Source organism: Pseudomonas sp. C2B4 (genome assembly GCF_013359695.1).
In the GTDB taxonomy this organism is placed as follows: domain Bacteria; phylum Pseudomonadota; class Gammaproteobacteria; order Pseudomonadales; family Pseudomonadaceae; genus Aquipseudomonas.
Map to the genome: position 1 here is coordinate 25,744 of NZ_JABFMU010000008.1, position 24,293 is coordinate 50,036.

Annotated in this window: 20 protein-coding genes and 1 pseudogene; 9 read left to right on the plus strand and 12 right to left on the minus strand. The window is 61.1% G+C overall.

Going from position 1 to position 24,293, the window contains the following annotated elements:
• Positions 1-113 precede the first annotated feature (113 nt).
• From HNQ83_RS08445 to HNQ83_RS08480, 8 genes are all read left to right on the plus strand, one after another.
• Positions 114-959 (plus strand): transporter substrate-binding domain-containing protein, encoded by an 846-nt coding sequence (locus HNQ83_RS08445; protein WP_175388536.1) that lies wholly within the window; start codon positions 114-116, stop codon positions 957-959.
• Between the two features lie 51 nt (positions 960-1,010).
• The gene (locus tag HNQ83_RS08450; protein ID WP_008011044.1) at positions 1,011-1,673 is read left to right on the plus strand and encodes an amino acid ABC transporter permease; all 663 of its coding nucleotides are present in this window, start codon (positions 1,011-1,013) and stop codon (positions 1,671-1,673) included.
• Positions 1,674-1,681: 8 nt separating this feature from the next.
• The gene (locus HNQ83_RS08455) at positions 1,682-2,344 is read left to right on the plus strand and encodes an amino acid ABC transporter permease (protein WP_175388537.1); all 663 of its coding nucleotides are present in this window, start codon (positions 1,682-1,684) and stop codon (positions 2,342-2,344) included.
• Positions 2,341-3,135 carry an amino acid ABC transporter ATP-binding protein gene (locus tag HNQ83_RS08460; protein ID WP_175388538.1) on the plus strand — a complete coding sequence of 265 codons (795 nt, stop codon included), beginning with the start codon at positions 2,341-2,343 and terminating at the stop codon, positions 3,133-3,135. The genes HNQ83_RS08455 and HNQ83_RS08460 overlap by 4 nt, the downstream gene beginning before the upstream one ends.
• Before the next feature lie 30 nt (positions 3,136-3,165).
• Entirely contained in the window at positions 3,166-3,555 is a 390-nt protein-coding gene (locus tag HNQ83_RS08465; protein ID WP_175388539.1) for a RidA family protein, read from the plus strand.
• Between the two features lie 145 nt (positions 3,556-3,700).
• Positions 3,701-4,465 carry an IclR family transcriptional regulator gene (locus HNQ83_RS08470; RefSeq protein WP_175388540.1) on the plus strand — a complete coding sequence of 255 codons (765 nt, stop codon included), beginning with the start codon at positions 3,701-3,703 and terminating at the stop codon, positions 4,463-4,465.
• Positions 4,466-4,504: 39 nt separating this feature from the next.
• The gene (locus tag HNQ83_RS08475) at positions 4,505-5,722 is read left to right on the plus strand and encodes an amino acid deaminase (protein WP_175388541.1); all 1,218 of its coding nucleotides are present in this window, start codon (positions 4,505-4,507) and stop codon (positions 5,720-5,722) included.
• 129 nt (positions 5,723-5,851) lie between these two features.
• Positions 5,852-6,784 (plus strand): sugar kinase, encoded by a 933-nt coding sequence (locus tag HNQ83_RS08480; RefSeq protein ID WP_175388542.1) that lies wholly within the window; start codon positions 5,852-5,854, stop codon positions 6,782-6,784.
• Positions 6,785-6,898: 114 nt separating this feature from the next.
• On the opposite strand, the gene HNQ83_RS08485 is transcribed toward HNQ83_RS08480, so the two are convergent.
• The gene (locus tag HNQ83_RS08485) at positions 6,899-7,174 is read right to left on the minus strand and encodes a peptidylprolyl isomerase (RefSeq protein WP_175388543.1); all 276 of its coding nucleotides are present in this window, start codon (positions 7,172-7,174) and stop codon (positions 6,899-6,901) included.
• Positions 7,175-7,228: 54 nt separating this feature from the next.
• A complete protein-coding gene (locus tag HNQ83_RS08490) occupies positions 7,229-9,766 on the minus strand; it encodes a PAS domain-containing protein (RefSeq protein WP_175388544.1) in 2,538 nt (845 codons plus the stop codon).
• A 118-nt stretch (positions 9,767-9,884) separates the two neighbouring features.
• Between HNQ83_RS08490 and HNQ83_RS08495 the strand changes: the two are divergent.
• Positions 9,885-10,968 (plus strand): annotated as a pseudogene (locus HNQ83_RS08495) (PilT/PilU family type 4a pilus ATPase).
• Positions 10,969-11,081: 113 nt separating this feature from the next.
• On the opposite strand, the gene HNQ83_RS08500 reads toward HNQ83_RS08495, so the two are convergent.
• The 10 genes from HNQ83_RS08500 to HNQ83_RS08545 all read right to left on the minus strand — a co-directional run bounded on the left by HNQ83_RS08500 (position 11,082) and on the right by HNQ83_RS08545 (position 24,223).
• Positions 11,082-13,037: an acetoacetate--CoA ligase gene (locus tag HNQ83_RS08500; RefSeq protein ID WP_175388545.1), complete on the minus strand. Its 1,956-nt coding sequence runs from the start codon at positions 13,035-13,037 to the stop codon at positions 11,082-11,084.
• Positions 13,038-13,158: 121 nt separating this feature from the next.
• Positions 13,159-13,932 (minus strand): 3-hydroxybutyrate dehydrogenase, encoded by a 774-nt coding sequence (locus HNQ83_RS08505; RefSeq protein ID WP_175388546.1) that lies wholly within the window; start codon positions 13,930-13,932, stop codon positions 13,159-13,161.
• Between the two features lie 7 nt (positions 13,933-13,939).
• Positions 13,940-15,331 carry a GntP family permease gene (locus HNQ83_RS08510; RefSeq protein WP_175388547.1) on the minus strand — a complete coding sequence of 464 codons (1,392 nt, stop codon included), beginning with the start codon at positions 15,329-15,331 and terminating at the stop codon, positions 13,940-13,942.
• 288 nt (positions 15,332-15,619) lie between these two features.
• The gene (locus tag HNQ83_RS08515; protein WP_175388548.1) at positions 15,620-17,035 is read right to left on the minus strand and encodes a sigma-54-dependent Fis family transcriptional regulator; all 1,416 of its coding nucleotides are present in this window, start codon (positions 17,033-17,035) and stop codon (positions 15,620-15,622) included.
• Between the two features lie 146 nt (positions 17,036-17,181).
• Positions 17,182-18,759: an ABC transporter ATP-binding protein gene (locus HNQ83_RS08520; RefSeq protein ID WP_175388549.1), complete on the minus strand. Its 1,578-nt coding sequence runs from the start codon at positions 18,757-18,759 to the stop codon at positions 17,182-17,184.
• 29 nt (positions 18,760-18,788) lie between these two features.
• On the minus strand, positions 18,789-19,811 hold the full coding sequence (locus tag HNQ83_RS08525; protein WP_175388550.1) for an ABC transporter permease: 1,023 nt from the start codon (positions 19,809-19,811) through the stop codon (positions 18,789-18,791).
• Positions 19,811-20,872 carry a microcin C ABC transporter permease YejB gene (locus HNQ83_RS08530; protein WP_175388551.1) on the minus strand — a complete coding sequence of 354 codons (1,062 nt, stop codon included), beginning with the start codon at positions 20,870-20,872 and terminating at the stop codon, positions 19,811-19,813. Before HNQ83_RS08530 ends, HNQ83_RS08525 begins: the two co-directional genes overlap by 1 nt.
• Positions 20,872-22,740 (minus strand): extracellular solute-binding protein, encoded by a 1,869-nt coding sequence (locus HNQ83_RS08535; RefSeq protein WP_175388552.1) that lies wholly within the window; start codon positions 22,738-22,740, stop codon positions 20,872-20,874. Before HNQ83_RS08535 ends, HNQ83_RS08530 begins: the two co-directional genes overlap by 1 nt.
• A 135-nt stretch (positions 22,741-22,875) precedes the next feature.
• The gene (locus HNQ83_RS08540) at positions 22,876-23,157 is read right to left on the minus strand and encodes a peptidylprolyl isomerase (protein ID WP_175388553.1); all 282 of its coding nucleotides are present in this window, start codon (positions 23,155-23,157) and stop codon (positions 22,876-22,878) included.
• A gap of 184 nt (positions 23,158-23,341) precedes the next feature.
• Complete coding sequence (locus tag HNQ83_RS08545) at positions 23,342-24,223, minus strand: triacylglycerol lipase (RefSeq protein ID WP_175388554.1); 882 nt, start codon at positions 24,221-24,223, stop codon at positions 23,342-23,344.
• Between the last annotated feature and the right edge of the window lie 70 nt (positions 24,224-24,293).

Sequence of the window (24,293 nt, forward strand, 5' to 3'; positions counted from 1 at the left end):
TCAATCTCGCCCACAAACCCGTAGCAACCTGTGGCACACTTTCTGCTGTATATTCCGCTGTTACATACTAGGTTCCGGTATAACGGAATAAACAGCATCCAGGAGTGCTTGCCATGCGTCGACCTTCCTTGTTCAAAGCGTGTGTTTTTCTGTTCGCAGCCTCTGCTGCTGCCATGGGCGTAGCCCAGGCGGCGGACAGCAAGCTCGATAGCGTTCTGGCCCGTGGCAAACTGATTGTGGGCACTGGCAGCACCAATGCGCCGTGGCATTTCCAGGGCGCGGATGGCAAGTTGCAGGGCTTTGATATCGATATTGCACGCATGGTGGCCAAAGGGTTGTTCAACGACCCGAGCAAGGTCGAGTTCGTGGTGCAGTCGTCCGATGCGCGTATTCCGAACCTGCTGACCGACAAGGTCGACATGAGTTGCCAGTTCATCACCGTGACCGCCAGCCGTGCCCAGCAGGTGGCGTTCACCCTGCCGTACTACCGCGAGGGCGTCGGCCTGCTGTTGCCGGCCAACAGCAAGTACAAGGAAATCGACGACATGCAGGCCGCTGGCGATGGCCTGACCGTGGCTGTGCTGCAAAACGTCTACGCCGAAGAACTGGTGCATCAGGCATTGCCCAAGGCCAAGGTCGATCAGTACGACAGCGTGGACCTGATGTACCAGGCAGTGAACTCGGGACGCGCCGATGCGGCGGCCACCGATCAGTCGTCGGTGAAATACCTGATGGTGCAGAACGCTGGCCGCTATCGCAGCCCGGCCTACGCCTGGAGCCCGCAAACCTATGCCTGCGCGGTCAAGCGCGGCGATCAGGATTGGCTGAACTTCGTCAACACCACCCTGCATGAAGCCATGACCGGCGTTGAGTTCCCGACCTACGCGGCGTCCTTCAAGCAATGGTTCGGTGTCGATCTGCCATCGCCAAAAATTGGTTTCCCCATCGAATTCCAATGATCCCGTGAGAGCGGGGCGGCTCTGATCGCCCCGCTCAAGGTACTGTCGACCATGAACTATCAGTTGAACTTTGCCGCCGTGTGGCGCGATTTCGACACTTTGCTGGCGGGGCTCGGCCTGGGCCTGGAACTGGCGCTGGTGTCGATCGCCATCGGCTGCGTGATCGGCCTGCTGATGGCGTTTGCTTTGTTGTCGAAGCACCGCCCGTTGCGGGTGCTGGCATCGGTGTATGTCACGGTGATCCGTAACACGCCGATTCTGGTGTTGATTCTGTTGATCTACTTCGCCTTGCCGAGCCTGGGTATTCGTCTGGACAAGATTCCCTCGTTCATCATCACCCTGTCGCTGTATGCCGGGGCGTACCTGACCGAAGTGTTCCGTGGTGGCCTGCTGAGCATTCCCAAGGGGCAGCGCGAAGCCGGCCTCGCCATCGGGCTCGGGGAATGGCAGGTCAAGGCCTACGTCACCGTGCCGGTGATGTTGCGCAACGTGCTGCCGGCCTTGTCGAACAACTTCATTTCGCTGTTCAAGGACACCTCGCTGGCGGCGGCGATCGCCGTGCCGGAGCTGACCTATTACGCCCGCAAGATCAATGTCGAGAGCTACCGGGTGATTGAAACCTGGCTCGTGACCACGGCGCTCTATGTGGCGGCCTGTTACCTCATTGCCATGATGCTGCGTTACCTCGAACAGCGTCTGGCGATCCGCCGATAGGAGGCCCCATGTACGAATCCCCCAGTTGGTTGCATGAGTTGTGGGTGGCGCGCGAACCCTTGTGGCAAGGCTTCCTGACCAGTGTGCAGGTGTCGGCGTTGGCGATTTTGCTCGGCACGCTGCTCGGTATGTTCGCCGGACTGGTGCTGACCTACGGCAAATTCTGGATGCGCGCACCGTTTCGTTTCTATGTCGATGTGATCCGCGGCACGCCGGTGTTTGTGCTGGTGCTGGCCTGCTTCTATATGGCGCCAGCGCTGGGCTGGCAGATCGGCGCCTTTCAGGCGGGTGCCTTGGGCTTGACGCTGTTTTGCGGCTCCCACGTCGCGGAGATCGTGCGCGGTGCGTTGCAGGCACTGCCGCGCGGGCAGATGGAAGCGAGCAAGGCCATCGGCCTGACGTTCTATCAGGCCCTCGGCTACGTGCTGTTGCCCCAGGCACTGCGGCAAATCCTGCCGACCTGGGTCAACTCGTCCACCGAGATCGTCAAGGCGTCGACGCTGCTGTCGGTGATAGGCGTGGCCGAATTGCTGCTCAGCACCCAGCAGATCATCGCCCGGACCTTCATGACCCTGGAGTTTTACCTGTTCGCAGGTTTTCTGTTTTTCGTCATTAACTACGGCATCGAATTACTCGGCCGGCACATTGAAAAGCGGGTGGCTTTGCCATGACTCAAGCTCAAACCAATGCTCAAAACGGCCAGCCGTTGCTGGACATCCGTGGCCTGCACAAGCGTTACGACCAGCTCGAAGTGCTCAAGGGTGTCGACCTGAGCATGCAGCGCGGCAACGTCGTGACGCTGATCGGCTCCAGCGGTTCGGGCAAGACCACGCTGCTGCGTTGCGTGAACATGCTCGAAGAGTTCCAGGGCGGGCAGATCCTGCTCGACGGCGAATCCATCGGTTATGACGAGATCAACGGCAAACGCATCCGCCACCCGGAAAAGGTCATCGCCCGCCATCGCGCCATGACCGGCATGGCGTTCCAGCAGTTCAACCTGTTTCCGCACCTCACCGCGTTGCAGAACGTCACCCTGGGGCTGCTCAAGGTGAAAAAACTGCACAAGGACGAGGCCGTCGCCCTGGCGGAAAAATGGCTGGAGCGGGTCGGTTTGCTGGAGCGCCGGGATCACTACCCGGGCCAGTTGTCCGGCGGTCAGCAACAGCGCGTGGCGATTGCCCGGGCGATTGCGATGAATCCGAGCCTGATGCTGTTCGATGAAGTCACCTCGGCGCTGGACCCGGAACTGGTCAGCGAAGTGCTGAATGTGATCAAGGGCCTGGCGGATGACGGCATGACCATGCTGCTGGTGACCCACGAAATGCGCTTCGCTTTCGAGGTCTCGGACAAGATCGTTTTCATGAATCAGGGGCGCATCGAAGAACAGGGGCCGCCCAAGGAACTGTTCGAACGCCCACAGTCGCCGCGTCTGGCTGAATTTCTCAAAAGCACGCGGTTTTAAACACTCAATTTTCAATCAGGAGAAACACTCATGAGCATCACTCGTTACGGCACCGGCAGTTCCGCCGCTGGTGGTACGCCGCGCCCTTTCGCCCGTGCCGTTGAAGCCGATGGCTGGCTTCACGTTTCAGGCCAGGTGCCGGCGCTGGATGGCGAGATCATTGTGGGTGGCATCGTCGAGCAGACCCACCAGACCATGAAGAACCTGATCGCGATTCTTGAAGAGGCCGGTTATGGCCTGGAAGACGTGGTCCGTGCCGGCGTGTGGCTGGACGATCCGCGGGACTTCACCAGTTTCAACAAGGTCTTCGCCGAGTACTTCAAACCTGAACACGCCCCGGCCCGGGCCTGCGTGCAGGCGAACATGATGGTCGACTGCAAAGTCGAGATCGACTGCATCGCCTACAAGAAAAAGGCCTGAGCGTTGCGGTGAATTCTTCGCGAGCAGGCTCGCTCCCACATTGGAATGCATTCCCCTGTGGGAGCGAGCCTGCTCGCGAAAGCGGCCTTACGGTCGCCGCAGCACTCTGGGTAAACTCTTGGCATTTTGAAGGGGAACCACTGACATGACCGAAGACACCATCAAGCGCCGGGCACGCGGTCTGGACCGGGCGTTCGATATCCTCGATTTTCTCAAGGAAATCGGCCAGCCCCTGCGCCCGAACGAAATCGCCAGTGGCATCGGCAGCCCGAAATCCACGGTCTATGAACTGGTTGCCTCGCTGCTGGAACGACGGATCCTGGAGCCGGTCGGCAAGGACGGCCATGTGTACCTCGGCCGTCAGCTGTACTTCCTCGGCCAGGCGCACTTGCGCCATTTCGACCTGACCCGCGAAGCCGATCACGCCTTGCAGGACATCGTCAGCCAGACCCGCGAAACGGCGCAGATGTGCCTGCTCAACGGGCGCAAGTACACCGTGGCGCTGATGAAGGAGGGGGAGCGGCATTTCCGCATTTCCTCGGACATCGGCGAAAACGCGCCGATCCCCTGGACCGCCTCCGGGCGCCTGCTGCTGGCGCACCTGAGCGACCAGGAAATCGTCGACCTGATCGACCACGACGATTTCATTTTGCCCAACGGCGAACGCTTGCCGCTTGAGCAGTTTTTGCAGGAAATCCGTCAGGCCGGTATCGACGGCTTTTTCTCGTTCGACAGCGTGGCCGACACCTTTACCCATTGCTTCGCCGCCCCGGTCAAAGACCCGAATGGCGTGGCCATTTGCACCTTGTGCATCGTCGCGCCGCGCGCCGATGCCAAGACTCATTACAACGACTATCGCCGGGTGCTGATCGACAGCGCCAACAGCCTGGCCCGTCGCATCAACGAATAACAGCGGCTGCCCGCAGCCGCGAATGTGAGGAGTTCAACCATGTCTTCTGCCCCCCATACTGCCGCCGTGGAAAAGGGTTTTGCCCAGACCGGCGCCAACCTGGTCCGTGATGTCAGCCTGCCAGCCCTGGTACTGCACCGCGAAGCGCTGGAACACAACATTCGCTGGATGCAGGCCTTTGTCAGCAACAGCGGCGCGGAGCTGGCGCCCCACGGCAAGACCAGCATGACCCCGGCGCTGTTCCGCCGGCAACTGGACGCCGGCGCCTGGGGCATTACCCTGGCCAGCGCCACGCAAACCCGTGCGGCGTATGCCCACGGCGTGCGCCGGGTGCTGATGGCCAACCAACTGGTGGGCACGCCGAACATGGCGTTGATCGCCGACCTGCTGGCCGACCCGACCTTCGACTTTTATTGCATGGTCGATCACCCGGACAACGTGGCGGACCTGGGCGCGTACTTCGCCAGCCGCGGCGTGCGCCTGAACGTGATGATCGAATACGGTGTGGTCGGCGGTCGTTGCGGTTGCCGCAGCGAACAGGAAGTCCTCGACCTGGCCAAAGCCATCGCCGCGCAACCGGCGCTGGCCCTGACCGGGATCGAAGGCTACGAAGGGGTGATTCATGGCGATCACGCCGTCAGCGGCATTCGCGCGTTCGCCGGCTCCCTGGTTCGCCTGGCGGTGCAGTTGCAGGACAGCGGTGCATTCGCCATCGCCCAACCGATCATCACAGCCTCCGGTTCAGCCTGGTACGACTTGATTGCCGAGGAATTCGAAGCGCAGAACGCCGCCGGGCGTTTCCTCAGCGTGCTGCGCCCGGGCAGTTATGTGGCCCACGACCATGGCATCTACAAAGTAGCGCAGTGCTGCGTGCTCGACCGCCGCAGCGATTTGCAGGAAGGTCTTCGCCCGGCGCTGGAGGTCTGGGCCCACGTGCAGTCGTTGCCGGAGCCGGGCTTCGCGGTGATCGCCCTGGGCAAGCGCGACGTGGCCTACGACGCCGGTCTGCCGGTGCCGTTGTTGCGTTACAAGGCCGGCGTGGTGCCAGCCAAGGGTGATGATGTCGGTGCCTGCAAAGTGACGGCGGTGATGGACCAGCACGCGTTCATGACGGTGGCGCCGGGGATTGAATTGCGGGTGGGCGACATCATCTCGTTCGGCACTTCGCACCCGTGCCTGACGTTCGACAAATGGCGCACGGGGTGCCTGGTGGATGAGCAGTTGAACGTCATCGAGAACATGGAAACCTGTTTCTAAGGCTTGCGACCGAGTTGAGGCCATCGCTGGCAAGCCAGCTCCCACAGGTTTTTTGCTAATCCTGTGGGAGCGGGCTTGCCCGCGATGAGGCCCGCCCAGACAACAAAGAAACACCAGAGACCCCACAACATGAACACCATCAACACCCTGGGCCCCAACACCCCGCGCATTGCCCTGATCGGCGAATGCATGATCGAGTTGCAGCATCGCGCCGACGGCAGCCTGCAACAGAGCTTCGGCGGCGACACCTTGAACACCGCAGTCTACTTGTCCCGCGAGTTGGGCGGCGCCGGCACGGTGGATTACGTCACCGCCCTGGGCGATGACAGTTTCAGCGATGCCATGTGCCAGAGCTGGGCCGACGAGAACATCGGCCTTGGCATGGTCCAGCGCTTGCCAGGCCGCTTGCCGGGGCTGTACTGCATCCAGACCGACGCCGCCGGCGAACGGCGCTTTCTTTATTGGCGCAATGAAGCGGCCGTGCGCGATTGCTTCACCACCCCGGCGGCTGAGCCGATCCTGGCGGCATTGCCGGATTACGACGTGCTGTATTTCAGCGGCATCACCCTGGCCGTACTCGGTGTACAGGGGCGGCAAAAGTTGCTGGAAACCCTGATCGAAGCCCGGCAACGGGATGCGCGGATCGTTTTCGACAACAACTACCGGCCACGCCTGTGGGCCTCGCTCGAGGAGGCGCGGGCGGCTTACCGCAGCGTGTTGCCTTATGTCGACCTGGCGTTATTGACCGTCGACGACGAACAGGCGCTGTTCCATTTTGCCGATTGCGCAGCGGTATTCGCCGCGTACGAGCAGATCGGCACGCAGGAAGTGGTGCTCAAACGCGGCGCCGAGGCCTGTCTGATTCGTTGTGACGGCGAGTCATTCGAAGTGCCCGCGCAGAAGGTCGAGCGGGTAGTGGACACCACGGCGGCGGGGGATTCGTTCAGTGCGGCGTATCTGGCCAGTCGGCTGAAGGGCGGGAGCCCGGTGGAGGCGGCGGAGGCGGGGCATCGGTTGGCGAGTCGGGTGATTCAGGTGCCGGGGGCATTGATCCCTCGGTAGGTGTTGGATGGCCGCTGGCTGCGCCATCGGTTCGCGAGCAGGCTCGCTCCCACAGTTGACCGCATTCCATTGTGGGAGCGAGCCTGCTCGCGAAGGGGCCCTCAAGCCAACCCCTCAATCCCGGAAAAACACCTGCACCAGGTGATACCCGAACTTGCTCTTGATCGGTCCATGCACCACCCGCAGCGGCTTCTTGAAGATCACCGCATCGATCACGCCGACCATCTGCCCCGGTCTCACCTCACCCAGGTCGCCCCCGCGTTTGCCCGACGGGCAAGTGGAGTACTTCTTGGCCAGCACGTCGAAGGCTTCACTCTTGGCGATGCGTTGTTTGAGCTGCTCGGCTTCTTCCGAGGTTTTCACCAGAATGTGGCGGGCTTGAGCTTTCATGGGGCAGATACCTTGTAACGGTGTATTCAGCGAGGCGCGCGATTATGCCCTAACTCACTCCGGTTGGCCGATCATCGTGCGAATCTTGTTGGCCAACAGATCAATGGAAAACGGTTTGGCCACCATGTCCATGCCTTCTTCGAGGAAACCCTGGCGTTCGGCGGCCATCTGCGCATAGCCGGTCATGAACAGCACTTTCAATTGCGGACGATGCTGGCGGGCGATTTCCGCCAACTGCCGGCCATTCATCCCCGGCAGTCCGACATCGGTGACCAGCAGATCGACCCGCAAATCGGACTCGAGCAAGGGCAGGGCGGTTTTCGCGTCTTCTGCTTCGTGGGCCTGATAACCCAGCTCCTTGAGCAGGTTGAGAACCAGCATCCGCACCGCCGGATCGTCTTCTACCAACACCACGGTTTCCCCGGCAATCGCAGGAGGCGCTTCGGTGATGACCGGCGACAGCACATTTTCCTCTTCCAGGGCGTGCAAGCGCGGCAGGTACAGTCGCACGCTGGTGCCTTGGCCCGGCATGCTGAACAGGCTGACATGGCCGCCCGACTGCTGGGCGAAACCATAAATCATCGACAATCCCAACCCCGTGCCCTGGCCGATGGGTTTGGTGGTGAAAAACGGGTCGAACGCCTTGGCCAACACCTTCGGCGTCATGCCGGTGCCGTTGTCGCTGACCGCAATCATCAGGTAATCCCCGGCCTTGACCGGTTCCAGAATATTGACGTCGCTGCCGTCGAGGTACACGTTGGCGGTTTCGATGCGTAATTCACCGCCATCGGGCATCGCATCGCGGGCGTTGATCACCAGGTTGAGCAGGGCGTTTTCCAGTTGACTGACGTCGGTGCTGACCGACCAGATGTCTTTGGCCAATTGCAACTTGAGCTTGATGTGGTCGCCCTTGGTGCGGCTGAACAGGTCTTCCAGTGAATGGATCAGATCGTTGGCGTTGAGCGGCTTGCGGTCCAGTGATTGGCGCCGGGAGAACGCCAGCAGACGATGGGTCAGGGCGGCGGCGCGGTTGGCCGAGGACACGGCGGCCTCGGTGAACCGGGCGATTTCCCCCGTGCGGCCGTCAGCGATGTAGCGTTGCATCAGGTCAAGGCTGCCAATGATCCCGGTGAGCATGTTGTTGAAGTCATGGGCGATGCCGCCGGTGAGCTGGCCGACCGCTTCCATTTTCTGCGCATGCCGCAAGGCGTCTTCGGCGCGTTCGCGCTCGAACATCTCGTTTTGCAGGCGCTGATTGGCTTCGGCCAGTTGCTGTGTGCGGGCGGCGACCCGCTCTTCAAGGGTTTCGTTGAGGTTGCGCAGCGCCTCTTCGGTCTGTTTGCGCTCGGTTTCGTCGATCACGAAGATGTAGAAGCCATTCACCGCGCCGTCCGCCCCGTGGCGCGGCAGGTAGTTCATCAGGGCCTGGCGGATGCTGCCGTCGCGGTGCGGGGTGCTGATGCTGAAGCAGCAGGGCTTGCCGGACAGCGCTTCGGCGATGTACTCGGCGCGCAAGGCGTATGCCTCGTCACCCAGTATCTCGCGAACGGTCTTGCCGTAGAGCTCCTGGGGCGTCAGGCCGTACCAGTCCAGGTACGCCGCGTTGTTCAGGCGAAAGCGTTCTTCGCGGTCGACGTAACTGATCAGGATCGGCATGGCGTTGATGATCAGTTGCAGTTCGGTCTGGCTCTGACGCAAGGCCTGCTCGGTATTCTTGCGTTCGGTCAGGTCCAGGGCCGCGCCGAGGAAACGAATCGGCCGGCCGTGATGGTCCTTGTAGCAACGTCCTCGGGCAAACACCCAGCGCAACTGACCGTCGGGCTGCAACAATCGATATTCTTCGGCGTATTCGCTGCCCTGGGTGATGCAGTGCTTGATGCTGCGGGCAATCAAGGCGCGGTCTTCCGGGTGGACGCCGTGCAGGTATTCGCTGATGGGCAATTGGCTGGCCATCGCCGGGTCGATGCCATGCAACTGGGCGAAATGCGCATCGGCGATGAACCGATCCTCACTGATATCCCAATCCCAGGTGCCCACCGCATCGGTGGCGGCGAGGGCCAGTTGCAGGCGTTCCTCGGTGTCCTGTTGCGCCTTGAGGCTGGCGGCCGAACGCTGCTCCAGTTCAAGGGCGATGCGCCGACGCTCGTTGGTTTCGATGGCGGTTACCAGGATGCCGGCGACCTCGGCATTTTCGTCGCGGATAGGGCTGTAGGTCAGGTCGAGCCAGAAGTCGGAATCCTTGCCATCGCGTTGCAGGGTGAATCGCTGCTCGCTGTAGGTCCGCACCTGACCTTGTAGGACGGCGCTGTAAATCGGGTCGGTAAAGTCTTTAAGTTCTGGCCAGACCTGGTGTGTCGGCTGTCCGAAAGCGTGCGGGTGCTTGCTGCCAGCCAGCAAGGCGAAGCCGTCGTTATAGATTTGCGTCAGGTGCGGTCCCCAGAGCAACAGCATCGGCATCGGCGAATGAATCACGATGTCCACCGCGGTCCGCAGGCTCTGCGGCCAGGTACTGGCATCTCCCAGCGGACTGTTCGCCCAGTCCAGTCGGGCAATCAAAGCCTGGGCATCGCTGCCGGTTGGTGATGCGTTCATCAAGGTGTCCTGCACATGAGTCGGTAGGGCGGTGTCTACTATGCTTGCCGGGCGGTCACTGTCCCGACCCGCACGGGTCATTTTCTGCCAATTGAATGCTTCGCAGAGGCTTTTTGCCATGGAAATCGATGCGTTATTAAAACGCCTGGCCAGCCAGGATGGCTCTGATCTTTATCTGTCCACTGGAGCGCCACCCTGCGCACGGTTCGACGGTGTCCTCACACCCCTGGCTGACCAATCATTCAAGTCGGGGGACATTGCGGCGATTGCCGCGTCCATCATGGACGCCGAACAGCGCCTGGAGTTCGATCGCGAACTGGAGATGAACCTGGCGATCTCCCTGGCGGGGATCGGCCGTTTTCGGGTGAATATCTTCAAGCAGCGAAACGATGTGTCGATGGTGGTGCGCAACGTCAAGCTCGACATTCCGCGCTTCGAGGACCTCAGATTGCCCGCGGTGCTGCTGGAAACCGTCATGCTCAAACAAGGGTTGATGCTGTTCGTTGGCGCTACCGATTCAGGCAAGTCGACCTCGCTCGCGGCGTTGGTCGACTACCGCAATCGCCACAGCCACGGTCATATCGTCACCATCGAAGACCCGATCGAGTACGTCCACCGGCACAAAAAATCGATCATCAATCAGCGCGAGGTCGGCGTCGATACCCGCAGTTTCCATTCAGCCTTGAAAAACACCCTGCGCCAGGCTCCGGATGTGGTGCTGATCGGCGAGATCCGCGACCATGGAACATGCCCTGGCATTCGCCGATACCGGGCACCTGGTGATCTCCACGCTGCATGCGCACAACGCCAACCAGGCGTTGGACCGCATCATCAATTTCTTCCCCGAAGAGCGTCGAGGGCAGTTGCTCCAGGATCTGGGCAACAACCTCAAGGCGTTTGTTTCCCAGCGTCTTGTTCGCACCCGCAACGGGCAGCGCCGGGTGGCGGTAGAGGTAATGCTGGGCACGCCGACCATTGCCGATCTGATCCGGCGCAATGAATTGGCCGAGCTCAAGGGCGTGATGGAAAAGTCAGCGGCGCTGGGCATGCAGACGTTTGACGGGGCGCTGTTCGAGTTGGTGGTAGAAGGGGCGATTGATGAAGACGAGGCGTTGAAGCATGCGGACTCGGTGAACAATTTGCGGCTGCGGCTGAAACTTCACACCGAAGTCTCACCGGGTGATTGGGGCCTGATGGACTGACACATCCCCCTGTGGGAGCGAGCCTGCTCGCGAAGCCGTTGTGTCAGTCACATTGATTACGGCTGGTACACCGCTTTCGCGAGCAGGCTCGCTCCCACAGGGGACCTGCGAATTCAATCCTGGAGTTCAGGGCGGTCGCGGAATTGCTCCAGTGCTTCGGGATTGGCCAGCGCATCGGTGTTCTTGACCTTCTGCCCATGCACCACATTGCGCACCGCCAGTTCGACGATCTTGCCGCTGATGGTTCGCGGAATATCGGTCACGGCGACAATCTTCGCCGGCACGTGGCGCGGTGTGGTGTTTTCTCGAATCACCTGGCGGATCTGTTGCTGCAACGCGTCATCCAGCGCCACACCGTCACGCAAACGCACGAACAGCACCACCCGCACGTCGTCCTGCCATTGCTGGCCGATGGCTACGCTGTCGAGCACTTGCGGGATTTTTTCCACCTGACGGTAGATCTCCGCCGTGCCAATGCGCACACCGCCGGGATTGAGCACCGCATCGGAACGCCCATGGATCATCATCCCACCATGGGGCAGTTCTTCCGCGTAATCGCCCTGGGCCCAGACACCGGGAAACTGGCTGAAATACGAGGCCCGCAGCTTTTCGCCGTCAGGGTCGTGCCACAGGCCGATGGGCATCGCCGGGAAGTGCCGGGTGCACACCAGTTCACCTTTTTCGCCAATGACCGGTTGACCCTCGTCGTTCCACACCTCGACGGCCATGCCCAGGCTCTTGCCTTGCATCTCTGCGCGGCGAACCGCTTGCAGCGGATTGCCATTGACGAAGCAGGAAACGATATCGGTACCGCCCGACATCGACGCCAGGCAAAGGTCAGCCTTGAGATCGCGGTAGACGTAGTCGTAGCTTTGCGGCGACAACGCAGAACCGGTGCAGAGCAGGGTTTTCAGGCTGTTCAGGTCATGGCTTTGCTTGGGTTTCACGCCGCTGCTTTCCAGCGTTGCCAGGAACTTGGGACTGGTGCCGAAGACGCTGATCTGCTCATCGTCGATCAGGTCGATCAAGCGCTGCGGATCGGGCTGGAACGGCGAGCCGTCGTACAGCACCACGGCGCTGCCCACCGCCAGCGCCGAGACCAGCCAGTTCCACATCATCCAGCCGCAGGTGGTGTAGTAGAACAAACGTTCGCCGGGGCCGAGATCGCAATGCAGGCCGTGTTCCTTGACGTGTTGCAGCAGCACGCCGCCGGTGCTGTGGATGATGCATTTGGGCACGCCGGTGGTGCCGCTGGAATAGAGGATGTACAGCGGATGGTCGAACGGCACGGCCACGAAATCCGGCTCGCCGCCGGGAAAGTAGAAATCGTCCCACAGCGTGACGTTGGCCGGGGTGCGGAAATCCACGATGTGCGCTTCGGGGCGCGCGTAAGGCACAACGACCAACTGTTGCAGCGACGGCAGGCGTTCAAGGATTTCGTTGACCTTGACGGTCTGATCGATTTCTTTGCCGGCGTAGCGGTAGCCGGCGCAGGTGACCAGCACTTTGGGTTCGATCTGGCCGAAGCGGTCGATCACCCCTTGGGTGCCGAAGTCCGGCGAAGAGCAGGACCAGATCGCCCCGAGGCTGGTGGTGGCGAGCATGGCCACCAGGGTTTGCCAGGTGTTCGGCATGCAGGCCGCGACCCGGTCACCGATGCCGACACCGGCCGCGATGAGTCCACCCTGAAAACCGGCGACATGTTCCGCCAGTTCAGCCCAGGTCAGGTGTTCGCGCTGGCCGTTTTCCGCCACGGCCACCACCGCAATGGCATCGTCGCGGCGGCGCAGCAGGTGTTCGGCAAAGTTCAGGGTCGCGCCGGGAAACCACTGGGCGCTGGGCATTTGCGGGCCTTCCAGCAGTACCGCATCGGGTTGCTGATGGAAACGGATATCGAAGAAGTCGACGATCGCCTGCCAGAAGTCCTGGCGGTGATCGATGGACCATTGGTGCAGGGCCGGGTAGTCGTCGATGTGCAGGTGGTGCCGCTGATTGATCGCACGCCGAAAGGCCTCCATGCGAGTCTTGGCGATGCGCTCGGCGGAGGGTTGCCAGAGAATGTCGGACATGATTTGCCTCTTCTTCTATGTTCGGATTCATTCGCGAGCAGGCTCGCTCCCACATTGAAATGCAGTCCTCCTGTGGGAGCGAGCCTGCTCGCGAAGAACGAAAACGCGGGTTGGCGTCAGATCACTGCGCCAACCACCCACCATCAATATTCCACGCCGCCCCCCGTACCTGGGCGCCGGCTTCGCTGCACAAAAACAACACCAACTCGCCCAACTGCGGCGGCGTCACAAATTCCAGCGACGGCTGTTTCTCGGCCAGCAGATCATGCTGCGCCTGCTGCGGATCGATACCGGTCGCCGCACGATCATCAATCTGCTTCTGCACCAGTGGCGTCAGCACCCAGCCCGGGCAAATCGCGTTGCAGGTGACGTTGCTGGTGGCGGTTTCCAGGGCGACGACTTTGGTCAGCCCGATCACACCGTGCTTGGCCGCCACATAAGCGGCCTTGCCCGTCGAACCCACCAGGCCATGCACCGAAGCGATGTTGATCACCCGGCCCCAACCCTTGGCGCGCATGCCCGGCAGGCTCAGCCGGGTGCTGTGGAACACCGACGACAGGTTGATGGCGATGATCGAATCCCAGCGCTCCACCGGGAACTCGTCCACCGGTGCCACATGCTGGATGCCGGCATTGTTGACCAGAATGTCGACACCGCCGAACTCGCGCTCGGCGTAGGCGATCATGTCGGCGATCTGCGCCGGGTCGCTGACGTCGGCGGAGTGATGGCCGACCTTGCCGCCAAACTGTTCAACTTCGGCGATCACTTTGGACGCATCGCCGAAACCGTTGAGGATCAGGTTGGCGCCGGCCTTGGCCAGGCTGAGCGCGATGCCCAGGCCGATGCCGCTGGTGGAGCCGGTGACCAGTGCGGTCTTGCCTGAAAGAGTCGTCATGAATACCTCACACAATGCCAGTGGCGTAGAAAGTACCGATCACAACAAAAACCGCCAGGGTCTTGATCAGCGTAATACAGAAAATGTCTTTGTAAGCCTCGCGGTGGGTCAGGCCGGTGACTGCCAGCAGGGTAATCACCGCGCCGTTGTGCGGCAGGGTGTCCATGCCGCCACTGGCCATCGAGGCGACGCGGTGCAGCACTTCCAGCGGAATGTTGGCGGCGTGGGCGGCTGCGATGAAGTCATTGGCCATGGCCGCCAGCGCAATGCTCATGCCACCGGACGCAGAACCGGTGATACCCGCCAGCAAGGTCACGGTAATCGCTTCATTGACCAGCGGGTTGGGAATGCTTTTCAGCCAGTCGGCCAGCACCAAAAAGCCCGGTAGAGACGCGATGACTGCGCCGAAACCGTATTCGGATGCGGTGTTCATTGCTGCAAGCAACGCACCGCTGACCGCACTTTTACTGCCTTCGGCCAGTTTGCGGCTGATGGCCTTGTAGCCGAACAGCAACACCATGATGATGCCCACCAACAGCGCGGCCTGGACCGCCCAGATCGCCGTGAGCTTGGCGATTTCCGTGGTGACCGGCGCGGCCATGCCCGGCAGCGCCAGGCTGTGGGTCTTGCCATACCACTGGGGAATCCACTGGGTGAACAGCAGGTTCATGATGCCCACGGCCAGCAACGGCGACAGAGCGACCCACGGGTTGGGCAGCTTGATGTCGGCGGCGGTTTCCGGCTCGTTGCGCAGGTCGTTGCCATAGCCTTCACCGGAGCGCTGGGCCTTGTTGCGCTGACGCTGGAGAAACAGCATGCCGGCACAGAACACGAAGATCGTGCCGATCACACCGAGCCAGGGCGCGGCCCAGGCCGTGGTGTTGAAGAAGGTGCTGGGGATGATGTTCTGGATCTGCGGGGTGCCGGGCAGGGCGTCCATGGTGAACGAGAACGCGCCAAGGGCAATGGTTGCCGGGATCAGGCGCTTGGGAATGTTGCTCTGGCGGAACATTTCAGCCGCGAACGGGTAAACCGCGAACACCACCACGAACAGCGACACACCGCCATAAGTGAGCAGGGCGCAGACCAGCACGATCACCAGCATCGCCTGTCGGGTACCGAGCAAGCGAATGGCCGCGGCGACGATGGAGCGCGAGAAGCCTGACAACTCGATCAGCTTGCCGAATACAGCGCCAAGCAGGAACACCGGGAAGTACAGTTTGATGAAGCCGACCATTTTCTCCATGAACACGCCGGTGAAGGCGGGCGCAACGGCGGAAGGGTCAGTGAGCAGGACGGCGCCGAGGGCGGCGATTGGAGCAAAAAGGATAACGCTATAGCCACGGTAAGCGGCGAGCATCAGCAGCGCGAGGGCTGCCAAGGCAATGATCACACTCATGGTGTGTCTCCTGGGATTGTTATTTTTGTAGGGTGAAGCTTTGTAGGAAACGTCTATAGCGAGTTTCGTGCCAGATGGTTAAGTTATTGAAATATATGGATATATTTGTCGTTGGCGGGTGTTGTGCTTCAGATTTGTCTCTGATTGGAGACTTGTGTTGTCGGGACTGGCCTTTCGCGGGCAAGCCCGCTCCCACAGGTTCATCGAATATTCCAGAACAATGCGGTCACTGTGGGAGCGGGCTTGCTCGCGAAGAGGCCATATCTACTAATAGAGATGCATGTCTCATTAAAGAGACTCGACAATCCCCAACGCCACCATCTTCTTGTACAGCGTCGACCGCCCCAACCCCAGACGCGCCGCCGCTTCAATCACCCTGCCCCCGCATTGCGCCAGGGCGGTTTCGATCAGTTGCCGGTCAAAACGCGCCCGCGCTGCACTGAACGTCTCATGCGCCAACGGTTCGACAGTCAGCAGCGCGGTGCGTTGAACCGGGGTAAAGGTCCCGATCGCACCACGGATATCCGCTACCGAAAGCCGCAGGTCGTCACTGAGCAATGCGGCCCGTTCCAGCACGTTGCGCAGTTCGCGAATGTTTCCCGGCCAGGCGTGCTGGCCCAGCAGTTCCAACGCTTCGCTGTTCAGCTCGTGCTGACTGCGCAACTCTTCAAGGATCGCTTCGCTGAGGGCGGGCAGGTCATCGAGGCGGTCGCGCAGCGGTGGCACGTGGATCGGCAGGACGTTGAGGCGGTAATACAGGTCGGCGCGAAACTCACCGCGCTTGATCGCGGCTTCCAGGTCAGTAGAGGTCGCGGCGATCACCCGTACATCGCTCTGAATCACGTCGTTGGAGCCGACCGGTTCGAATTCCTTTTCCTGCAGCACTCGCAGCAATTTGCTCTGCAACGGCAGTGGCATGTCGCCGATCTCATCGAGGAACAGCGTGCCGCCTTGGGCGATTTGCAACTTGCCGGCGCGGCCCTTGCGGTCGGCACCGGTAAAGGCGCCGGGGGCGGTACCGAAGAATTCGGCTTCCAGCAGTGCCTCGGGGATCGCGGCGCTGTTGATGCTGACAAAGGCCTTGTGCGCACGGGGCGAGGCGTTGTGGATGGCCTGCGCCAGCAATTCCTTGCCGGTGCCGGTTTCACCGAGCAGCAATACCGGAGAGTCGGTGCTGGCACTGCGTCGGGCGCGGCGTTTCACTTCAAGGCTGGCGGCGCTGGTGCCGATGAAGTGGGCGAAGTTGTATTTGGTCTGCCGTGCCCGCAACAGCGAGCGCGTGGAGGCAAGCTCTTCCTGCATGCTCATGTAGCGTTTGAGCATCGGTGACAGGCTGCGCAATTCGTCAAACAGGGCGAAGCCGATGGCGCCGATCACTTCGCCGGCATCGTCATGAATCGGCAGGCGCATGACCACCAGCGGCTCCTTGGGGGTGTCCTGCATGTCGAGCAGAATCGGCCGGCCGGTGCGCACCACTTCACGCAACAGGCTGCCGGGGATCACGCTTTCACAGGCCTTGCCGATGGCACCCTCGGCCGACTCCAGGCCAAACCGTCGGGCATAACGCTCGTTCATCCAGACGATGTTGGCGTCGCGGTCGACGATCACCGTGCCTTCACTCGACTGCTCGATGATCTCGAACAGCGAGCGGATCGCCAGCAGGCGGACGCGCTGGTAGTCCTTGAGGCTTTCGGTGGTGTTCATGAGTGCTGATCCTGATTGAATTGTGCCGGTGCCGGCCTCTTCGCGAGCAGGCTCGCTCCCACAGTTGATCTGCATTGTTCACAAATCCCCTGTGGGAGCGAGCCTGCTCGCGAAGGCCGCAACGCGGTTTAGCGGCAGACGCCGGATTATGCCTGCCCCAAATGCGCCGCCGCCAACAGCTCCTTGGTGTATGGATGCTGCGGCGAATCGAACACCTCGTGGCTCGCGCCGCTTTCCACCACCTTGCCGTCCTTGATCACGATCATGTCGTGGGCCAGGGCGCGGACCACTGACAGGTCGTGGCTGATAAACAGATACGTCAGGCCATGTTTTTCCTGAAGCTGGCGGAGCAGGGCGACCACTTGCTTCTGCACGGTACGGTCCAGCGCCGAGGTCGGTTCGTCCAGCAGAATCAGCGCGGGTTTCAGCACCAATGCCCGGGCAATGGCGATGCGTTGGCGTTGGCCACCGGAGAACTCGTGGGGGTAGCGATGGCGGCTCTTGGGGTCGAGGCCGACTTCCAGCAGCGCCCGGGTCACCTCGGCGTTGCATTGCTCGGCGTTCAGCTGGCTGTGCACCTCCAGGCCTTCGCAGATGATCTGCTCCACCGACATCCGTGGACTGAGGCTGCCAAACGGGTCCTGGAACACCACCTGCATCTGCTTGCGCCACGGTTGCAATTGCTTTTGCGTCAGGCCATCAAGCGCCTGGCCCTGAAAGCGAATGCCGCCTTCGGAGTCGAGCAGGCGCAGGATCGCCTGGCCGAGGGTGGACTTGCCCGAACCGGATTCACCGACAATGCCCAGGGTCTTGCCGCGCTGAACCTTGAGACTGATGCCGTCCACGGCGTTCAAATACGTCTTGCGCTGGAACAATCCCCCACTGACCGGAAATTGCACCCGCAGATCGTCGACTTCGAGCACGTTTTCCCGCTCGTCACGGGGCAGTGCTTCGCCTTCCGGCTCGGCATTGAGCAGCACGCAGCTGTAGGGGTGTTTCGGTTCGGTAAAAAGGGTCTCGCAGCTGGCTTGCTCGACGATTTCACCGGCCTTCATCACGCACACGCGCTGGGCGATGCTGCGCACCAGGTTGAGGTCGTGGCTGATCAGCAACAGCGACATGCCGAGCCGCTGTTGCAGCGATTTGAGCAGCAGCAGGATCTTGCGCTGCACGGTGACATCCAGTGCGGTGGTGGGCTCGTCGGCGATCAGCAGTTCCGGCTCGCAGGCCAGGGCCATGGCGATCATCACCCGTTGGCGCTGGCCGCCGGACAGTTGATGAGGATAGGCCTTGAGCCGTTCCTTGGGTTTCTGGATGCCCACCAGCTGCAGCAATTCAAGAATCCGCGCCTGGGCCGCTTTGCCAGTCATGCCTTTGTGCACCAGCAGGGTCTCGCCGATCTGCTTTTCGATGCTGTGCAGCGGATTGAGGGAGGTCATCGGTTCCTGGAAGATCATGGCGATGCGGTTGCCGCGCAATTGACGCAAACGCTTGGCATCGGCGCCCACGATCTCCTGGCCCCGATAGCGGATGCTGCCCGTGGTTTCTGTCCCGCATTCGGGCAACAGTTGCAGGATCGAGTGGGCGGTCACCGACTTGCCGGAGCCCGACTCGCCGACCAACGCAAGGCACTCGCCGGGGCGGATGTCCAGGCACAGATTGCGTACGACGGTCTGGCCGCTGAAGGCCACGCTGAGGTCACGGATTTCGATCAGGTTACTCATGTCAGTCGTCCGGCTTTCAAAATCGCGAATCAAGATCGCGGGTCAAAGGCGTCGCGCAATGCTTCGCCAATGAACACCAGTAAAGAAAGAATCAGCGCCAGGGCGAAAAACGCCGTCAGCCCCAGCCACGGTGCCTGCAGGTTCTGTTTGCCCTGGCCGATCAGTTCGCCCAGGGATGCGCTACCGGCCGGCATGCCGAAGCCGAGAAAATCCAGCGCAGTGAGCGTCGAAATGGCCCCGGTCAGAATGAACGGCAGGTAGCTCAAGGTCGCGTTCATGGCGTTGGGCAGAATGTGCCGGACGATGACTTTGCGATCGGTCAGGCCCAGTGCCCGGGCAGCCTTGACGTACTCCAGATTGCGCCCGCGCAGGAATTCGGCGCGCACCACGTCCACCAGCGCCAGCCAGGAAAACAGCGCCATGATTCCCAGTAGCCACCAGAAATTGGGCTCGACAAACCCCGACAGGATGATCAGCAGGTACAGCACCGGCAGCCCTGACCAGACCTCCAGCAACCGCTGCCCGAGCAAATCGACCCAGCCGCCGTAATAGCCTTGCAGGGCGCCGGCGGCAATGCCGATCAGTGCGCTGACAAGGGTCAGCATCAAGGCAAACAGAATGGAGACGCGAGCACCGAAAATCACCCGGGCCAACACGTCCCGCGCCTGGTCGTCGGTACCCAGCCAGTTCACGTTCGAAGGCGGGCTCGGGGCCGGTTTGTTCAGGTCGTAGTTTGGCGTGTCGTCGCTGAACGGGATCGGTGGGAACAGCAGCCAGCCACCGTCCTTCTTGATCAGTTGCTGCACATAGTCGCTGCGGTAGTCGGCCTGGAACGGCAGCTGGCCGCCGAACTCCTGCTCGGTGTAGCGCTTGAGGGCAGGGAAGTACCACTGGCCCTGGTAGCTGACGATCAATGGCTTGTCGTTGGCGATCAGTTCGCCACCCAGGGTCAGCAGGAACAGGCCGACAAACAACCACAGCGACCACCAGCCGCGACGGTTTTTCTTGAAGCGTTCAAAACGACGACGACCCAGCGGCGAAAGCTTGAACATCAGGCATTCCTCGCGGCGAAGTCGATACGGGGGTCAACCAGGGTGTAGCAAAGATCGCCCACCAGTTTTATCAGGAGGCCGAACAGGGTGAAGATGAACAACGAACCGAAGACCACCGGATAGTCTCGTGAGACCGCGGCTTCGTAGCTCATCCGGCCCAGGCCATCGAGGGAGAAGATCACTTCGATCAGCAAGGAACCCGCAAAAAATACGCTGATGAAGGCCTGGGGAATCCCTGACACCACCAGCAACATTGCGTTACGGAACACGTGACCATACAGCACCCGACGTTCACTCAGGCCCTTGGCGCGGGCGGTGACCACGTACTGTCGGGTAATTTCATTGAGGAACGAGTTTTTCGTCAGGATGGTCAGGGTCGCGAAACCGCCGATCACCAGCGACGTCACGGGCAACACCAGGTGCCAGAAGTAGTCGGCGATTTTTCCCAGGGTCGACAGTGACTCGAAATTATCGGAGACCAACCCGCGGACCGGGAACCAGTTCAGCGAAGTGCCGCCAGCGAACACCACGATCAGGAACATCGCGAAAAGAAACGCCGGCATCGCGTAGCCGATGATGATCGCGGTGCTGGTCCAGATATCAAAATGGCTGCCGTGATGCACCGCCTTGCGAATGCCCAGCGGGATCGAAACCAGGTAGGTGATCAGCGTCGCCCAGAGACCGAGGGAAATGGTGACCGGCATTTTCTGCAGGATCAGATCGGTGACGGTGGCACCACGGAAGAAGCTCTTGCCGAAATCCAGGCGCGCATAACTGGTGAGCATCAGCCAGAGTCGCTCATGGGCCGGCTTGTCGAAGCCGTACTGTTTTTCGATGTCCTTGATCAGTTGCGGATCGAGGCCGCGACTGGCCCGGGAAGCGCCGCTCACGGACTCGCCGGACCCACCGCCGACGCTGGCGCCGCCAATGCCCTGCAGATGAGCGATGGCCTGTTCCACCGGCCCGCCGGGTGCCGCCTGGACGATGACGAAGTTCACCAGAAGAATGATCACCAGCGTCGGAATGATCAGCAGCAAGCGCCGCAGTATGTAAGCCCACATCAGTGCGGTCCTCCAGGGCTGCCACGGCGAATGCGCTCGGCGGTCATCTGCTGGTTGGTCAGCGGCGTGGTGCTCACTTCCCACCAACTCTCGATGGCTTCGTCATTGCTGGCCTGCACGTTGGGGATGCCGAAGCGGTTCCACCACACGGTGGACGTTCCCGGCGGGTAATAGTTGGGAATCCAGTAGTAGTTCCATTGCAGCACCCGATCCAGCGCATGGGCGTAGCGCAACATGTCGGCTTTGTTGTTGGCCCGCACCAGCCCGTTGATCAGGGTGTCCACCGCCGGGTTCTTCAGGACCATGTAGTTGTTGGAACCGGGATCGGTGGCCGCGGCGGAGCCGAAATAATTGAACAGTTCGCCTCCGGGAGAAGTGGTGACCGGGTATCCGGTGACGATCATGTCGTAGTCGCGGCTCATCAGGCGGTTGACGTACTGGGAGGCGTCGATGCGGCGAATGTTCAGGTCGATGCCGATCTGTTTCAAGGTGCGTTTGTACGGCAGCAGCAGCCGGTCCATACCGTTCTGGCTGACCAGGAAAGTGAAACTCAAGGGTTCACCGTCGGCGTTGACCAGTTGATCGCCCTTCGGCTTCCAGCCAGCCTGTTCGAGCAGGTTCAGGGCTTGCAACTGTTTGTCGCGAATCACGCCGCTGCCGTCGGTCTTCGGCGCCTCGAACACTTTGGTGAAGACTTCGTCCGGGATCTGTCCGCGTAGCGGTTCGAGTATCGCCCGTTCGCCGGCATCCGGCAGTTGGCGGGCGGCGAGTTCGGTGTTGGAAAAGAAGCTCTGCTGGCGGATGTACATATTGCGCATCATCTGCCGGTTGCTCCATTCGAAATCCCAGAGCATGACCAGCGCCTGACGCACCCGGCGATCCTGGAACATCGGCTTTTGCAGGTTGAACACAAAGCCCTGGCTCGGCTGCGGGGCTTCTGTTGCCAAATGGGCCTTTTGCAGGCGCCCGTCGCTCAGGGCCGGGCTTTCGTAGCCGATGGAGTAACCGGTGGCGGAAAACTCGCGGTTGTAGTCGTAGGCGCCGCCACGCAGCACCTGGCGGGCCACGTCGGTGTCGCCAAAGTACTCGATGCTGAAATGATCGAAATTGTAGAGGCCGCGGCTGACCGGCAGATCCTTGCCCCACCAGTCGGCGTTACGCTCAAAGGTGATGCTGCGTCCGGAATCGATCTTGCCGACTCGGTAAGGTCCGCTACCCAGCGGCGGCTCATACCCGCCACCACCGGCGAAATCGCGGGTCTTCCACCAGTGTTCGGGGAATACCGGCAGGGTGGCTATGTCCAGCGGAAGCGTACGGTTTTCGTTGTTCTTGAAGTCAAAGCGCACGGTCAGTGGCGACTCCACTTCGACGCCTTTGACGTCGGCGAACTGAGTGCGATAGCGCAGGCTGCCCTGGGTCATCAACAGGTCGAAGGTGTAGCGCACGTCTTCGGCGGTGATGGGTTTGCCATCGGCAAAGCGTGCCTTGGGATTGAGGTAGAAGCGCAGGGACAGGCCATCCTCGGAGCGCTCGATCTGCTGCGCTACCAGGCCATACACGGTGTAAGGCTCGTCCAGGGAACGTTGGGCCAGGGGCGAGTAGAGCAGGCCATCGATCTGCGTGACGCCGATGCCCTTGTCGATGTAAGGCAAGACATGGTCGAAAAGACCGATTTCGATCGCCGATCGACGCAGGGTCCCCCCCTTGGGGGCCTGGGGATTGGTGTAGGCGAAGTGACTGAAGCCGGCAGGGTATTTGGCCGGTTCACCGTATACGGTCAACGCATGTTGCGGCGCAGCGTTCACACCGGCGGCGCCCAACAACAGGGCCACGGCAGTGAATAACACAGTAGGGAAAGCCAGTCGCATTGTCAGCCTTAGAGCCGGGTGGTCGTTAACGACAATTTGTACGCTAGCGGCGCGTCCCTCGCCAGCCGAATTACGTATCTGAAACACAGCGGCCCACCAAATGGCGGGCCGTTGTGGATGAAAGCCAGGCGTCGATCAGTCCTGACGGCTGGTCACTTCCAGCAGGTGGTAGCCGAACTGGGTCTTGACCGGGCCTTGCACGACGTTGATCGGTGCGCTGAAGACCACGGTGTCGAATTCCTTGACCATCTGGCCAGGACCGAACGAACCCAGGTCACCGCCCTGGCGGCTGGAAGGGCAAGTGGAGTTGGCTTTGGCGATTTCGGCGAAGTCTGCGCCAGCCTCGATTTGGGCCTTGAGTTCGTTGCATTTGGCTTCGCTGGCAACGAGGATGTGGCGGGCAGTGGCTCTAGCCATGGAAAAATACTCCTTTCAATGTTCGGTAAAGTGTTGAGCCTACCGGATTCAGTGAGCGATTTCTCCTGTAGGAACAAGCTTGCTCGCGAAAAATGCGTGGGCAGCGCGGGCATTCAGACAAGATGCGTTATCGTCGCCCTCCATCGCGAGCAAGCCCGGCGCCTGCAAATGACTAGCGTCACGATCAAAGGCCGGCTTTTTTCAGGCGTTCGGCGTGCTGCACGTAGAGGTCAATCGGATCGACGGGTGTCGCGGTTGCAATACCAGTCTGGCGCAGAGTGCCCAGATGGTCGAGGGGGTAGTCGGAACGGATGACGGAGCCCAGATGGGAGCTGTAGCGTCCGACCATGCCATCGTTTTGCTCGGCTTCGGTGATGAAGTACCGGGAAAAGGCGCGCAAAAAAACGCGCAGCGGGTCAAGTGGGTTGAAGCCATCGCCCAGAAGGTCGCCTGGCAGGATTCCACTCCAGGAATAATAGCGGACGCCGTTGACCCGTTCGCAACCTTTGCCTCCCCAGGTTTTCGGCAGCCCTTGAGGGTACTTGTCGTTGAATGCAGCGACACCCTCGGTGGTCAGCGCGTTCAATGCGGCGATGGCATTGCGCGGTATGTCGCGGTTGCCGCTGATCAATGCAAGAAAGTCTGAGAACAGGGTCGCGACGGTCTCGGCAATCTGCTCAGGCAGGGCGCCTGGCGTCAGGGCCTTGCGCAGAAAGTCAGCCAGCTCCGAACCATGGTTCGGACCACTCACGGACGTCACGGAGGCGACCGACTGCGGCGCAATGGCGGCTGCATAACGAGCCGCCAACGCGCCTTGGCTGTGACCGATCAGGTTGACCTTGCTCGCGCCAGTGCCATCGAGTACCCGCTCGATTTGCGCCAGCAGTTGATCGCCCCGCGTTTCGTTGCTGTGGGTGGCTGACAGGTGTGGCACGAATACGCGCGCGCCGGCGCTCCTGAGGGTCTGTTTGATGTCATGGAAGAGTTCGAAGGTGCCGATCCGGTCGAACCCGAAAAGCCCATGAACCAGCAGGATTGGGTAACGAGTGTCTGCAGTCCTTTGCATGTGTGTGTCCTTTTTCAGCGGTCAGGGAGGTGCCTTGCGCCTCACTCTAAAACACTCGGACGTGGGCGCG

Coding starts and splice junctions, on each gene's coding strand:
- HNQ83_RS08520 (WP_175388549.1), bottom strand. CDS start 18,759: ATGAGTAACCTGATCGAAATCCGTGACCTCAGCGTGGCCTTCAGCGGC.
- HNQ83_RS08455 (WP_175388537.1), top strand. CDS start 1,682: ATGTACGAATCCCCCAGTTGGTTGCATGAGTTGTGGGTGGCGCGCGAA.
- HNQ83_RS08545 (WP_175388554.1), bottom strand. CDS start 24,223: ATGCAAAGGACTGCAGACACTCGTTACCCAATCCTGCTGGTTCATGGG.
- HNQ83_RS08525 (WP_175388550.1), bottom strand. CDS start 19,811: ATGTTCAAGCTTTCGCCGCTGGGTCGTCGTCGTTTTGAACGCTTCAAG.
- HNQ83_RS08505 (WP_175388546.1), bottom strand. CDS start 13,932: ATGACGACTCTTTCAGGCAAGACCGCACTGGTCACCGGCTCCACCAGC.
- HNQ83_RS08540 (WP_175388553.1), bottom strand. CDS start 23,157: ATGGCTAGAGCCACTGCCCGCCACATCCTCGTTGCCAGCGAAGCCAAA.
- HNQ83_RS08530 (WP_175388551.1), bottom strand. CDS start 20,872: ATGTGGGCTTACATACTGCGGCGCTTGCTGCTGATCATTCCGACGCTG.
- HNQ83_RS08465 (WP_175388539.1), top strand. CDS start 3,166: ATGAGCATCACTCGTTACGGCACCGGCAGTTCCGCCGCTGGTGGTACG.
- HNQ83_RS08460 (WP_175388538.1), top strand. CDS start 2,341: ATGACTCAAGCTCAAACCAATGCTCAAAACGGCCAGCCGTTGCTGGAC.
- HNQ83_RS08450 (WP_008011044.1), top strand. CDS start 1,011: ATGAACTATCAGTTGAACTTTGCCGCCGTGTGGCGCGATTTCGACACT.
- HNQ83_RS08470 (WP_175388540.1), top strand. CDS start 3,701: ATGACCGAAGACACCATCAAGCGCCGGGCACGCGGTCTGGACCGGGCG.
- HNQ83_RS08535 (WP_175388552.1), bottom strand. CDS start 22,740: ATGCGACTGGCTTTCCCTACTGTGTTATTCACTGCCGTGGCCCTGTTG.
- HNQ83_RS08475 (WP_175388541.1), top strand. CDS start 4,505: ATGTCTTCTGCCCCCCATACTGCCGCCGTGGAAAAGGGTTTTGCCCAG.
- HNQ83_RS08445 (WP_175388536.1), top strand. CDS start 114: ATGCGTCGACCTTCCTTGTTCAAAGCGTGTGTTTTTCTGTTCGCAGCC.
- HNQ83_RS08515 (WP_175388548.1), bottom strand. CDS start 17,035: ATGAACACCACCGAAAGCCTCAAGGACTACCAGCGCGTCCGCCTGCTG.
- HNQ83_RS08510 (WP_175388547.1), bottom strand. CDS start 15,331: ATGAGTGTGATCATTGCCTTGGCAGCCCTCGCGCTGCTGATGCTCGCC.
- HNQ83_RS08500 (WP_175388545.1), bottom strand. CDS start 13,037: ATGTCCGACATTCTCTGGCAACCCTCCGCCGAGCGCATCGCCAAGACT.
- HNQ83_RS08485 (WP_175388543.1), bottom strand. CDS start 7,174: ATGAAAGCTCAAGCCCGCCACATTCTGGTGAAAACCTCGGAAGAAGCC.
- HNQ83_RS08480 (WP_175388542.1), top strand. CDS start 5,852: ATGAACACCATCAACACCCTGGGCCCCAACACCCCGCGCATTGCCCTG.
- HNQ83_RS08490 (WP_175388544.1), bottom strand. CDS start 9,766: ATGAACGCATCACCAACCGGCAGCGATGCCCAGGCTTTGATTGCCCGA.